Origin of the sequence: Vibrio sp. 10N.247.311.51, from assembly GCF_041467855.1 — a bacterium.
Lineage (GTDB): Bacteria > Pseudomonadota > Gammaproteobacteria > Enterobacterales > Vibrionaceae > Vibrio > Vibrio coralliirubri.
Genome location: NZ_JBFSVK010000002.1, coordinates 160,366 through 173,828, shown reverse-complemented (window position 1 = coordinate 173,828; position 13,463 = coordinate 160,366). Strand labels below are relative to the sequence as shown.

Genomic DNA, 13,463 nt, shown 5'->3' with positions numbered 1-13,463 from the left:
ATCTTATCTGAGCTCGTTGAATCCAATGCACTCAATCTGATGGTCAGCTAGCCACTGTTTTAGCTCTGGGCTAGTGAGAAGCTGATGCTCTTCGACGCGTTTATCACTGTAGCTTGATAGGGACTTAAGCTGTTCACTTGCCACTGATGAAGGGTGGCACATTAACTCAAGTACACCGTCAGGCATCATAGCTTGGTAGCTCAGTAATAAATCTTGCAGGCCATTCCGTGATACGCCTTCGTCAAAGAAACGCATGTCGAAAGCATCTGGCGTTGGCACTCGCAGTGCATCTTGGCCACTCAAGATGTTATCGATTCGCCTAACTGGCAGACCAATGCGATTCACTGTGCGGGTAAACGCTGCTTTTAGAGGTTTAAATACACCACCAAAGTGATGACTGTCGATATGGTTAATCTCCAAACCGGCATCGAGGGCGGCTTGATATTGCGCGTTGAGCTCGAGCATCACCTCACCTTCATTCACATCTGATTTATCGAACAGAGTAACGTTGCTCAAGAAGTGCCCGTGCTCGTCGACTAAGCTCGGAATTAACTCTGGTGACGTCAATGGTTTGCCTGCGGTGACTGTAAAGTGCAAGCCAACTTCAGGGACTAAATCTTGATGATAGAGATCAATCGCGTGCTGTGTACCCGGTTGATTCATCATGATGGTGGTCGACTTAACCAAACCCGCCTTAAAGCATTCGACGATGCCGTGGTTCACGCTTTCAGTGAGGCCGAAATCATCGGCGTTGAGTATCAATTTCATCATGACCTCTTATTAAAATATTTGGATTCAATATCTTGAATGAGCTCTGCTGTCACTGAGCTCATTAGCTGTTATCACTGAGCTTATTAGCTGCTATCACCGAGCTTATTAGCGGCTAACAAAATGCCACATTAAGCGAGTCGATGAGCGAACGCAGGCATGAAGTCTAAGTTCTCGCGAATGGTTTCTTGTAAAGCCTCGTCGATATGCGAACCACTATCGACGATAGGGTTTAAGATCAGAGCACGTTTTGCTGTTGCGATGTCACCTGTCATCGCCGCTTTAACGGTCAAGGTTTCAAACTCTTTCATCTGCTGAATCAAGCGCAGCGTGTCGCTTTCAAAAGGTTCAACGCTCAGTGGCAGGATTGCACTGCTGGTGATTACCGAACTTACTTCTACCGCACAGTCATCGGGTAATCCTTGAATCGCACCATTGTTGCGAGTGTTGACGTGCATGATAGAACGTTTGTTGTTGTGGATACTGCTCATGAGCTCACAGGCCGCTTCAGAGTAATAAGCACCGCCTCGTTCTTCTAATAATTTAGGTTTGGTATCGAGCATGGGATCTTTGTAGATCTCCAATAACTGTTGTTCAACCTTGGCAACTAAGTCTGCGCGATTGGTGCTGTTTTCAGACGCAGTAAATTCTTTGTCTAAGATGTCTCTGGATTGGTAGTAGTAACGTAGGTAAGCACAAGGAACGATGTTCAGAGAACGAATCAGTTCTGCGTCCCACTCAAAGGGAGGGATGTTCTTTGGCATCATTTGATCGTTACCACCAAGGAGTTGCTTGATGAGTTCTCCCAACTTGTCTTCACCTTTATGAAGCACCTTACGAGCCCACACTAGGTGATTTAATCCTGCGATCTGCATCGTGATATCTTTACGTTCTGCACCGAGCATTTTCGCCGCGCCTAGCTCCATGTTGACGGGAACGTTACATAGACCAACGGTTTTAATGGTTGAGTGCTTAATCAGTGCTTCCGTTACCATGCCCGATGGGTTGGTGAAGTTGAGTAACCACGCATTCGGACACAGTTCTTCCATCTCTTTCGCTATCTCGAGTGCAATCGGAATGGTTCGGCAAGCATTAGAGAAGCCACCCAAGCCATTGGTCTCTTGGCCGATCATGCGATATTTCAGAGCAATCCTTTCGTCACGTAATCTGGCTTCCATTCTTCCTGCGCGAAATTGTGAGCAGACAAAATCCGCGTCTTTCAGGGCTGATTTTCGATCCGTGGTTAGGTGAACATTAATCTCACAGCCTGCTTTGTTTATCATTCGCTTGGTGAGCGCCGCGATTATCTCTGCTTTTTCCATGCCTTCTTCAATATCGACCAACCACAGATCAGAAATAGGTAATTCGTGATGGCGCTTGAGCAGTCCTTCAACGAGCTCTGGGGTGTAACTTGAGCCACCACCAATCACGGTTACGTTGAGTTTTCGATTCTGTTGCATACTGCTCACCATTTAATGCTGTAGATTACTTGGTTTAATTTATATGATGGTCACATACACCGACAAACCAGTTATGACGACTTATGAATTAGTGGGGTTAATGCATGGGGTTGTTCGAAAATCGCCAACAAACGCTGTCACTGCTGCACACCTTTAGTGTTGCGGCTAAACATTTAAGCTTTACGCTTGCCGCCGATGAGCTCTTCTTAACTCAGGGAGGGGTCAGCCATCGCATTAAAAAACTCGAACAACAACTGAAGTTCAATCTGTTTGTGCGCAAGACAAGAAAGCTCGAACTGACGCCAGAAGGTCAGCGCGTGTTATCCATGTTGAACGTCTCGTTCGAGTCTATCTTTTCCGAACTCATGGATATTCAAACGGGTGAGCTAAGTGGGGAGCTGTACATCGCGACATCGCCTTATTTTGCTTCATCATGGTTGATGCCGCGCCTCCCAGAATTCAGACGCTTGTATCCGAATCTAAGCATCAAACTGCAAACCAAACAGAGCCAGTCAGACTTCCAGTTTGAACCTTATGACGTGGCAATTTTCTATAGCGAAGGCCATTACCCAAACCATTTTAGCGAGCGATTATTCAGTGGAGTAAGAACCCCTGTGTGTAGCCCTGAATATGCGAAACGCTTCAAACTAGACCAAGGCATTCAACACTTAGACGATGTTCGTTTCATTCATAGTGGTGATATCACTGCGTGGCAACGTTGGTTGTATGAAGCTCAAATTGATACCAACTGCGCACTTCAGTGTGACTATTACAGTGATAACCGCTTGGCGATGGATGCGGCGATATTATCGATGGGGCTAGCACTAGGGCGGTTAGAATTTATGACACCGCAGATTGAACAAGGCTTGTTGGTCGCGCCTCTTATGAGTATTGAGTCGGGTAAAGGGTATGACTTAGTGTGCCCGAAAGGCATGGAGCAACGAACTAAGTTTCAGGTGTTTGCTCAATGGGTTAAGCAACAGTTGTGACAGAATAGCGTGCCTAGACAAACACGAATTATAGGTCTAGTTTAGGTGGTTCTTTCAATAAAAGAAGAGGTTAGTTATGTTCAGCCATGTTTTTCTCGGTACCGAAGATATTGAACGCGCGAAGGCTTTTTATGACCCAATCATGAAGGTGCTGGGTTATAGCGAAGGCTCTGTTGATCCCAAAGGGCGCTGTGTTTACGTTAGCCAAACGGGTGTGTTGGGTTTAACGAAGCCGATTGATGGTCAGCCTGCGACTCACGGCAATGGCATGACGGTGGGTTTTCTTGCCTCTTCTCCTGAAGTTGTAGATGAGTGGCATCGGATTGGCGTCGAGAATGGCGGTACCAGTATTGAAAACGGTCCCGGAGCGAGAGGTTCTGATGAGCGTCGTTTGTACATGGCTTATTTGCGAGATCCTGATGGAAACAAGATCTGTGCAACTCACTTTATGCCATAGTTCGCTTTATGTCATAGTATACGTTATGCCACAGTTCGCCTTATGTCATCGTTCATTTTATGCCACAGTGGCGTATACTTAGACCATATTGATGGTTCGGAGTTGGCGAAGTCGCGGCTCTGAACTTGTTAGCTTCTCGAAGACTCAAAATTTTGCAAAGGACTGGCTAGATGAAACCGAATGAACTGTTTTATGAAAGCTTTGAGCGCTGCCGGATTGACCAAGAATTTCTCGAAACGTTTTTGGCGGATTTTTGCGAGCATAATCCAAGGTTTTCAGAACGTTTTGAAAAGATAGGGTTAGAGCAACAAACCAAGATGCTTAAAGCCTCGATCATTCTTATCTATAACTCTGCGGGTCTACCGAGCGTACGAAACTCGGTGAAGAAGCTTGGGAAGCGACATAAAGATTTAGGAATGGATATCTCTGAGCAAGAGCTCAACGAGTGGTTCAATTCGTTACTCAATACAGTTAAAAAATACGACCCTCACTACGATGAAAGCGTTGAACAAGCATGGACAGAAACGCTCGAAGCCGGCTTAACTATCATGAAGAAAGAGTGCGTAGTCTGAACCAAAATGTGTAACGAAGTAAGCCTCGTCTAACGAGAGGCTTACTCATTTTTTCTACTCAATTAAAAGGTAAAGCCTGCTTGGATACTTAGTACCGACTCAGTGGTATACCAACCAGAACTTCCTCCGAACTCATACCAATCAAATCCAGCTCGAGTCACAAACTTGGAGTGGCCGAAAACTGGTTTTAGTGACTTGTATTCTGCGCCGATACCGTAAGTTAAGCCAAGATCACCATGCGACCCTTTGTGGACTTCATTATTATCGCTAGATAGGAACACCAATTTGGTATCTGAGTGTGCGTAAAAAGCGCCCGCCTTACCATAAACAGCGAAGTTTTCGCTGAAGCTGTGCTTATACATAGGTGTTAATGAAAGCATTAAAGAATCGAACTCTTGCTCTGTTTTAAGATCCTTTTCATCAGTGCTAATAACAAGCAACGTTGATTCAACATACCAGTTGCTTTGCATGACTTGGCTACCAAATGTGAACTGGCCACCGACATCGCCATCATCCATCCCGAAACCACCCAATGCGTACATTTCATTTGATGCAAAAGCTGAAGTTGATGCGATGCCGGTAACTGAGGCAATCGTAAGAGCCGTTAAGATTAATTTTTTCATTGTTTTCACTCTGGTTTGTAAATTTCGGGAGAGGATTCTAGCGATATTTTCAAAATAAAAAACACTGTTCGAATGGGGCGGGAACGATTAAATGAAGATTAAATATCTCAAGATATAAACCTGTATTTCCATGATCTAAAATTACAATTTTTTAGATAGGTTAAATGAACGATGTTCAGGTGTTACTTGATGATTTTATGGGTTTTCTTTGAGGAAGGGCGGTGTATGTTTCACGAAGAAAAACTTCTGGCGACGAGGTTATCGCCAGAGATCAGAATCATTTGAGGATTACGTTTTAATAGACATTAAATCCAAGTAATCAACGTTGGGTTGGCCTAGCTTCTAACACGTTACGATAATTGGATTAAAAGTGAGCAGCCCAACCAATCAGGAACCCTTGCGATGCGGTATCGTATTCAAAGGTACCCTTGTTTTCGTAATCAACCCAGGTCGATTTGTAGGCAACATTTAAGTCAGACCAACTGTTTATCTGGTATCGCACGCCAGTTAACAGAGATGAGGTAAAGTTTGTGTCACTACCAAGCCCTGCATCAATGGTTGCGTGAAACTTCCAATCCTTATTGAGCTGCGTTATCCATCTCACACCTACTTGGTAATCAACCCAATCTTCATCGAGTGATCGGTCTGCACTTAGATTGCCACCTGAACCGTAAAGCTTGGCATCAATGTCGTTATCCCACCAACGAAGCCCAAACAGATAATCAATCGTGCCAAAATCGTACTGGTAGCGCTTAAACCCCTTCACATCTAAAACACCTTGTCGGATATCAAGGTTGCCCCTCAATACCTCTAGGTTGCTACCTAACACTGAGTTTGTTTTTCCGCTTAACTTCATGAAGCTGTAGTCAATGTAATAGCCCCACTGATTGTCATAGATACCCTCTAAACGCACCATTGCGGTCATATCAAGATGATCCATGATGAATGCAGGATCAACATCGACATCTGCTGACAAGCCACCAATGGTGCTGTCTCCGCGGATATTGAGTGCAAGCGCGTAAATTTCGAAGCTATGTTGCCACTTTTTTGTGTCCGCTTGTTCACTTGCTTCCTGAGCATTTACGGTTGAACTGGCAGCCAATGCTGATGCGAGTAGGTAACGCCATTTAGCCATATTGATATCCTTATCTTCGATGTGAAATAGCACAAATGTGAATGTGTGTTTTAACTATTCATTTCTCATATATGCAACTTGTATATTGCTGATTGTAGACTATGTTTTTTGAAAAGAGCCAAATTAAAAGAGTAAGGATATGAAGCCACAAAGCGTTTTTTTGATCGTCGCTGTTTTGGGTTTAACACCGATTGCGTTGTCGTACGGTTATGCCCCCGTTGTCTCCCTTGATTATCTTTTCGGAATTGATGCTAGCCCTATCAATGTCACTCATATCTTTCGTGCCGTGATGGGGTTGTACTTAGCGTTGGCTCTGTTTTGGATAGCAGGGGCGTTACTAAAGAAATACCGACTACCAGCACTCTACAGTTTGGTGGTCTTCATGTTGGGTTTGGCTGCTGGCCGAGTCATTAGCTTGTTGATAGATGGCATGCCTCACGGGCTACTTGTCGTCTATTTATTATTGGAGCTTGGCTTTGGTTTGGTAGGAATAAAAATGGTTCACAAAGAGCAATCTGAAACAGTATAAGGACATTCTATGAAAAGGATTTTCCACCTTGTTGTGATGAGTGTGTTGAGTAGCTTTTCGCTATCGGCATGGTCAGCACAAGAGCAACCGAATATTTTTGTTATCTTCACGGATGATATTGGGATCTCAAACCTGAGTGCTTATCACAATGGTGTGATGAGTAGTGAAACACCAAACATCGATAGTATTGCTGAAAAGGGCATGCTCCTGACTGATTATTACGCTCAACCTTCTTGTACGGCTGGTCGTTCTGCATTCTTAACGGGTCAACTTCCTGTGCGAACAGGCATGCACTCAGTCGGGTTGCCAGGTGGCCCTGTTGGTTTAACTGCTGACACACCAACGCTTCCTGAAATCCTTAAAACCATGGGTTATGTTACGGGTCAATTTGGTAAAAACCACCTTGGTGACCGAGATGAATTCCTACCGACGATGCACGGTTTTGATGAGTATTGGGGGTGGTTGTATCACTTGAATGCAATGGAATACACAGAAGATCCAGATTGGCCAAAAGATGGCTCTTTGGATGCATTTGCACCTCGTAATGTTATTTACGCAAGATCAGACGGTAAAGGTGGTCAAACGATCGAAGATGATGGTGCATTGTCGATCGAGCGTATGCGTACACTCGACGATGAAGTAAATAAACACGCAATCAACTTCATTGAAAGGGCGGTTGAAGCGGATAAGCCCTTCTTCACTTGGTACTGTCCATCACGTGGTCACGTTTGGACGCACCTTTCACCTGAGTACGAAGCGATGCTCGGCCAAAACGGTTGGGGGCTCCAAGAAGTGGTCATGAAAGATCTTGATGATCACGTCGGTGAGATGATGGCGAAGATGGAAGAACTCGGTATTGCTGACAACACCATCATCATTTTCACTGCCGATAACGGCCCAGAGATCATGACTTGGCCAGATGGCGGTATGACACCTTATCACGGTGAGAAAGGCACAACTTGGGAAGGTGGCGTAAGAGCCCCTGCACTGGTTAGCTGGCCGGGTAAAATCCCAGCGGGTACTGTAGGCAATGGCATCTTTGATGGTATGGATTGGTTACCCACTCTTGTCGCTGCGGCTGGTGGTCCAACGGATCTAAAAGACAAACTGCTGAAAGGTCACGATGGCTTTAAAGCGCACCTTGATGGCTACAACCAAGTGGATATGCTGACTGAGAAAGGCGAATCAAACCGTAAAGAGATCTACTACTACGAACGAGATCAGCTGCAAGCGGTTCGTGTTGGTGATTGGAAGGCGCACTTCATCGTGCAAAATCACGGTTGGAGTGGTCCTAAAGAAGCGTTAAATGCACCATTACTGTTTAACTTACGTCGTGACCCATACGAGAGAGCGGCGGAAGAGTCGGGCATGTACTTGAAGTGGATGGGGCAAAAAATGTGGGCATTTGGTCCTGCACAAGCTGCAGTCCAACAACATCTAGCAACCTTCCAAGAGTGGCCTCCAGTGACGCCTGATTCTCCGGCAGAGAAGACCGGGGGTGTAGGTAACTAGTTGAATATCATAAAAATCCCGCTCACACTGAGCGGGATTTTTATTTGAATGCGTCTTAACGTTGGTTCTATTTTAGTGTCGTGTTTCGTTCAATGAACTTCACTGGCACCATTAGCTTAACCAAGCTCGTGTCTTGCTCTTGAATCTGGCTAACGACAATTTTCACTGATTCACGTGCAAGGCGTCTGAAATCTTGCTTGAAGGTAGTAAGTTGGTAGTTCAACCATTGAGTCTGTGGGATATCATCAAAACCAATCACTTGAAGATCTTCTGGAATACGCAGGTTGAATTCTAAGCGCGCCACATCCATTACCGCCATCGCGAGGTTATCTGTCGCACAGAAAATCGCTTGAGGATGTGTGGGTTCTGAAAACAGAGTCCGAATGGTATCTAAAGCATCAAGGTAGTCATAGTCAGCTTCAATAACACGAGCTTGCTTGCCCGTGAGATCTTCGAATTCTGAGCAAAAGCCCGATTCACGCTCACCGTTGGTGTAGGTTGGTACGTTACCTGTCAGGTAAACCGCTGACTTTGTTCCTACGCTATGTAAATGCTGAGCGGCGACTTGGCCTGCGGCGTAGTTGTCGCTCACTACATGGCTACTTTTCGTCCCTTCAACAACACGTGCAAACTGAACGATAGGGATGTCGAACTCTTCACACTCTTCATAAAGCGACTTATTAAAGGTCGCGGAAGCAGCAATTACGCCATCAACTCTGTATTGGAAGATATTAGGAATCGAGTGGTTGTCGTTTCCATCAACTTGCCAAGGAATCAATACCGCAGAGTAACCCTGTTTTTGTAGCTCGGTAGAGATAAGCTGCAGAGTTTTCATGTGGATAGGGTAGTCGGCATCTGGGAAAACTAAGCCAATCAATTTGGACTCATTTGTCGTCAGACTGCGGGCAAAGGCATTAGGACGATAATTCAACGACTTTGCTGCATCGAACACTTTCTGCTTGGTCTTTTCAGACACTGAACTGCCCGGGACAAATACACGAGATACAGTTGATTGAGAAACGCCAGCAAGTTTAGCGACATCTTTAGAGGTGACGGTTGGCTTTGACGCCGTGGAGTGTTTTGGAGAGCTCATAGACCATACTTTTGAACCAAATTAACTGCGCACAGAGTAACATATTTAGGTACGTACTCATAAAGTAATACCAAGGAATGATATGAAAAATAAGGAATAATGATTATTTTGAATTTGATGTTGGGTATAACCCATTCTCTGTATTGGGAAAACAGTAGGATTACAGAGGTAGTGACAAAAAAGCTCTGCGTAAGAGCAGAGCTTTAGATTTCGAATTTACCCATAAAATGAGCAACATGCCGCTACATCGTTAGAAGTAGTAACGGATACCTGCAGCGAATTGGTCATCGCTATTTTCGTAATGGTTACCAACAGACTTGTCGTTACCATTATCAAACTGGTATTCCGTCCAAACTAAGAACTTATTCTTCTTAAAGTGGTACTCAAGGCCAGGAATAATAAGCTGGCGCTCGTAGCCGTTTGCGTTGTCGTCGGTATCCGTTAAGTAGTTCACGTTAAAGGTTGGACGCAGACCGTTTTCAAAGTGGTAGTAAGTGAAGAATTCCGCACCACGGTGGTCGTAGAATTCAGCTTGGCTGGTGGTTTCCCAGTTTGAACCTTGGCTGTAGGTGAAACCAACGAATAGACCGTCATTGGTATAGTTAACACCTAATAGACCAATGCGTTGTGTATCACCATCTTTGATATTTTTAACGCCCGCATCGACATCATCAAACTCATTCTGGTGGTAAGCTAAACCAATCGTTAGGCCATCCATAACAGTGTACAGCGTTGATGCGCCCATACCGTTTTTCAGCGTTGCTGTTAAGCCGTCAGCTAGACCAACATCTTCGCGAGTGGTTTGGTAAGTGAAGCCGTATTTCCAGTTGTCGCTAATGCTGTTGCGGTAAGTAATCGAGTTCTCGGCACGACCTGTACCTGACGCAATACCCCAGTCAGATAGGTTGTAGTAACCAGAACCACGCGAACCGAACACTCTACCCATATCGGTAAACCAAGCCACATCGTAGAAGGTAGACCATTGCTTCGTACCTGCTGCGATCTTGCCGTATTTGTCGTGCTCTACGCCTGCGTATAGAAGTCGGTCGTAAATATTGTCGCCGTTAGCACCTGAGTTATAACCCCATTCAGCATGGCCAAAGCCAGTCCAGCCGTTATCGAGTCCCATTTGACCTTTCAGGCCGAAACGAGAGCTACCGCTGTTCCACTCACCATTGTGGTCGCCGCCCTTATCTTGGTAACGAACGTCGAAACGACCGTCTAAAGTAAGGCTATCGCCCGCGTCATTGGTAAAAGTGTGTGCAGCAAAAGCAGAACCTGAGGTAAGTGCTGTCAGGATCACTGCTGAAAGAATCGACTTTTTCATTGTAATTCTCTTTATTCAGGCCGTAGAAAGCCACCGTGCTTTCAAGCCCGTTATATTGGTAATGGTTTGGCAGGGTGTACCCCATCCATGAGGTACTAGTAGATTCAGTTATTAGTGGAGCAATAATGAATTGGTTGGAGCACTTACTGGGAGCGAGAAGGGTCCCCCAGTAAGCGTGGCAACCTAAATCAGATGTCTATTTAGGTTGCCACTATTGCGTTTCAATCTTTTGGATTAAAGCGTATCGATTACAGCGTTGGGTTCATGATGCTTGAAGTGCGTTCGAACACATCTAGACCTTGCTGCTGTAGCCAGTAAGGAAGGTCGATAAGAACCCAGTTCTCAGACAGTTTGTCACCGTCACGGTAGTAAACGTCAACTACTTGCATGTTTGCACGTACTTCACCGCCAGTCATACCTAGGAAGCCACCTGTTGGTGTGTTTGATAGGTTTGGCCAACCGAAGAAACAAGAGAAGTTACCTTCAGCGAAACGACAAACGTGGCCGTTGAACTTCTTGTCTTTCAGATTGTTACGGAAAGGAAGTTGGTGCTGTTGTTGGTAGCGAGGAATTGTGTAAGACGCGCCGATACCACATGGGCCGTACCAAATCATGTCTTTTGACCAGCTCTTCGCTAGTACTTCTGGTGGGCAACCCATCGCGCCGCTGTCGTTAAGAGCAGACAGGTCATCAACCATTTTGTTTACTAGAGCAAGTGTCGCAACACCTTCTTCTGGAGCCGCGTCTTCGAATAGCAGACCATCGTGGTTACGTGGGCCAGGGTATACGAAGTGCTTACCTGTTGATGGTGGAAGTGGGTAGCAACCCGCTTGATCCATCATGCCTAGAAGGTCTAGGAACAGGCCTGTCTTAGTGATTTTACCATCAACAACACAGTTAAATTCTGCGTAGCGAACGTTCATGATCTTGCCAGTAGGGCGCATGCCTAGGTATTCAGCGTCGAATAGACCCATGAAGTGACCCATGCTCATTACCCAAATCTCATCTGGGTTAACTTCGTTGTTACCACCGATGAAGATGTCTTGACGACGCTGCATGCGAGTCATTGACTTCATCATTGGTGCCCAGAATACGTCAGCAGCTGCTTGTGCGCCTTCTTGCTCACGGAATGGGTAAACACCGCGCCACAAGTAATCTTCAGAAGTGTGTGCTTTTAAAACTTCAGCAACGTTCTCGTGAGTTGCGTTTTCCATTGCATCGAAGTATTCACGAACAATGCGTTTAGCTTCTTGATATTTAGACATAATAATTTCTCTTTGTGTTGTCGAGTCAACATTCGGAACAGGACTCGATTTGGATTTTGTTACCGGCTGACTTATCAGCCGGCTTTAAATTTTTCGTATTTGAACTTCAGCGTATGAGTTTCGAATTAAGCTTTTGCTGCTTCTGATTTTTTGCTCTTATCGAAGACGCCACCTTTAAGAGTTTCAGGCAGTGTTAGCCATAGTAGACCGGCGATAATCCATACGATTGGTGAGCCCCACATTGCTGTTTGTAGGTCGGTACGCTCTTGGATGAAGATAAGAACCATTGGTGCCCACATGCCGATAATACGACCGCCATGGAATAAAGCTGCACCATAGCTACGCAAGCGTGCTGGGAACAATTCAGAGAAGTAACCGCCCCATACTGCAGAAGCAGACAGGCCGAAGTTGTAGATAAGACCTAGAAGAGCCAGCATGTTTAGGCCGCCAATCATCATGTCGCCAGGTGCGACAAAGAAGATAGAAACCATGATACCTGCGAGGATGAAGCCGAACGCGTTGATCTTACGACCGTACTTATCTGCTGCCCATCCCCAGAACCAAGCACCGAAGAGTGAACCAAATGCTGAGATAGAGAAGATCAAACCGATGGTTGCACCATCAAACATACGAACATCTTTCAGGTAGGTAGTTACAAAGCCACCGAAGAATTGGAATCCGTAGAAGTTAAGGCCAGAAAGAAGTAAACAAGTAATCGTAATTTTGCGGTAAGGCTTGCTTAACATCTCACCCCAAGAACCTTTTTTAGCTTCGGTTACTTCCCCAGCTGCATTGGTTGTTGTTTGTTGATCTTCTTCACCGTAGGCGATCACTGTTTTGTCGCTTGGTAATACAAAGATCATTAACGCTGCTGCTACAAGCGGTGGAATACCACCTACCCACATTAGGCTCTGCCAAGGTGCATCAACACTTGTAATGAAGGCTGCGTAAGCGCCCATTGCCACTAAAGCAACAGAGAACATTGAAGAAGCAAAAGCAGTCAACTTACCGCGAACCGTTGGTGTAAATAGGCCAATCATCAAAGATACAGCTACAGTGAAGTAACCACCTAAAGACAGTCCAATGATGAAACGCATTGCGGCCCAAGTGGCGTAGTCGGTAAACATCATGTTGATGATGGTTGCACCACCGTTTAGTGCCGTAATTGCTACTAATGTGGACTTCTTGCCGAACTTGGTTGCGAACCATGCACAGCTCAGTGCACCAATCAGAGCACCAACAGACTGCCAAGTGTAGAACTGAGCGGTATCAGAAAGGCTAATACCAGCATATTCTTCCACAATGTATGGGCGTACGTAGTCAATAATTACAAAGTTATAACAATAAAAAAAGTAACCCACTAGAATTGCTAGATATGCGGCTACCCTTTGAATCATAGGAACTTCGCTCATGTGTTTTTTAATGGTCATGACCGATAAACCTTTATTTTATATAGGGTGGTTTTGGTTTTAATTATTGTGTGTTGATTATTTAGTTTCATCACACCGTCTTCATTTCGGGAGAGATAATAGAATTTTTGTGGTTATTAGATCCGTGATCAAAGTCAATTTTAAAATGAGTGCGTACCCATTTTGTGTATTTTGGTGATCTGGATCTCATTTGATCGCGTTTTTGTGCTTTGTGGGGCGATTTGAGCGTTTAATCGTCGTTCTTAGTGATAATAGTCACACTTACTGTGGGTTTTTGAAGGAAAATATCCATTTATGAGTACT

General features: G+C 45.1%; 13 protein-coding genes. 5 read left to right on the top strand and 8 right to left on the bottom strand.

Annotated features, from left to right (window positions below):
* Positions 1-3: 3 nt before the first annotated feature.
* Complete coding sequence (locus AB6E85_RS02895; RefSeq protein ID WP_372141543.1) at positions 4-768, bottom strand: carbohydrate deacetylase; 765 nt, start codon at positions 766-768, stop codon at positions 4-6.
* 131 nt (positions 769-899) lie between these two features.
* On the bottom strand, positions 900-2,228 hold the full coding sequence (locus tag AB6E85_RS02890; protein WP_372141366.1) for a 6-phospho-beta-glucosidase: 1,329 nt from the start codon (positions 2,226-2,228) through the stop codon (positions 900-902).
* 104 nt (positions 2,229-2,332) lie between these two features.
* Between AB6E85_RS02890 and AB6E85_RS02885 the strand changes: the two genes are divergently transcribed.
* The 3 genes from AB6E85_RS02885 (at position 2,333) to AB6E85_RS02875 (ending at position 4,246) form a co-directional block, all read left to right on the top strand.
* The gene (locus tag AB6E85_RS02885) at positions 2,333-3,217 is read left to right on the top strand and encodes a LysR substrate-binding domain-containing protein (RefSeq protein ID WP_372141365.1); all 885 of its coding nucleotides are present in this window, start codon (positions 2,333-2,335) and stop codon (positions 3,215-3,217) included.
* Positions 3,218-3,293: 76 nt separating this feature from the next.
* Positions 3,294-3,674 carry a VOC family protein gene (locus tag AB6E85_RS02880; RefSeq protein ID WP_004736381.1) on the top strand — a complete coding sequence of 127 codons (381 nt, stop codon included), beginning with the start codon at positions 3,294-3,296 and terminating at the stop codon, positions 3,672-3,674.
* 170 nt (positions 3,675-3,844) lie between these two features.
* Positions 3,845-4,246 (top strand): globin, encoded by a 402-nt coding sequence (locus AB6E85_RS02875; RefSeq protein ID WP_048616730.1) that lies wholly within the window; start codon positions 3,845-3,847, stop codon positions 4,244-4,246.
* Between the two features lie 62 nt (positions 4,247-4,308).
* Here AB6E85_RS02875 and AB6E85_RS02870 read toward each other — a convergent pair whose 3' ends face one another.
* Positions 4,309-4,869 carry a hypothetical protein gene (locus tag AB6E85_RS02870; RefSeq protein WP_372141364.1) on the bottom strand — a complete coding sequence of 187 codons (561 nt, stop codon included), beginning with the start codon at positions 4,867-4,869 and terminating at the stop codon, positions 4,309-4,311.
* A 364-nt stretch (positions 4,870-5,233) separates the two neighbouring features.
* The gene (locus tag AB6E85_RS02865; RefSeq protein WP_059021066.1) at positions 5,234-6,004 is read right to left on the bottom strand and encodes a DUF481 domain-containing protein; all 771 of its coding nucleotides are present in this window, start codon (positions 6,002-6,004) and stop codon (positions 5,234-5,236) included.
* Between the two features lie 139 nt (positions 6,005-6,143).
* On the opposite strand from AB6E85_RS02865, the gene AB6E85_RS02860 reads away from it, so the two are divergent.
* Together AB6E85_RS02860 and AB6E85_RS02855 are read left to right on the top strand one after the other, a co-directional pair.
* On the top strand, positions 6,144-6,533 hold the full coding sequence (locus AB6E85_RS02860) for a DUF4345 domain-containing protein (protein ID WP_059021064.1): 390 nt from the start codon (positions 6,144-6,146) through the stop codon (positions 6,531-6,533).
* A gap of 9 nt (positions 6,534-6,542) precedes the next feature.
* Positions 6,543-8,045 carry an arylsulfatase gene (locus tag AB6E85_RS02855; protein ID WP_372141363.1) on the top strand — a complete coding sequence of 501 codons (1,503 nt, stop codon included), beginning with the start codon at positions 6,543-6,545 and terminating at the stop codon, positions 8,043-8,045.
* A 67-nt stretch (positions 8,046-8,112) separates the two neighbouring features.
* On the opposite strand, the gene AB6E85_RS02850 is transcribed toward AB6E85_RS02855, so the two are convergent.
* From AB6E85_RS02850 to AB6E85_RS02835, 4 genes are all read right to left on the bottom strand, one after another.
* Positions 8,113-9,138 (bottom strand): LacI family DNA-binding transcriptional regulator, encoded by a 1,026-nt coding sequence (locus AB6E85_RS02850; RefSeq protein WP_048609306.1) that lies wholly within the window; start codon positions 9,136-9,138, stop codon positions 8,113-8,115.
* 250 nt (positions 9,139-9,388) lie between these two features.
* Entirely contained in the window at positions 9,389-10,465 is a 1,077-nt protein-coding gene (locus AB6E85_RS02845; protein ID WP_050646350.1) for a porin, read from the bottom strand.
* 248 nt (positions 10,466-10,713) lie between these two features.
* Positions 10,714-11,730 (bottom strand): nuclear transport factor 2 family protein, encoded by a 1,017-nt coding sequence (locus AB6E85_RS02840; RefSeq protein WP_017065254.1) that lies wholly within the window; start codon positions 11,728-11,730, stop codon positions 10,714-10,716.
* 125 nt (positions 11,731-11,855) lie between these two features.
* Complete coding sequence (locus tag AB6E85_RS02835) at positions 11,856-13,160, bottom strand: MFS transporter (RefSeq protein ID WP_048614680.1); 1,305 nt, start codon at positions 13,158-13,160, stop codon at positions 11,856-11,858.
* Positions 13,161-13,463 lie beyond the last annotated feature (303 nt).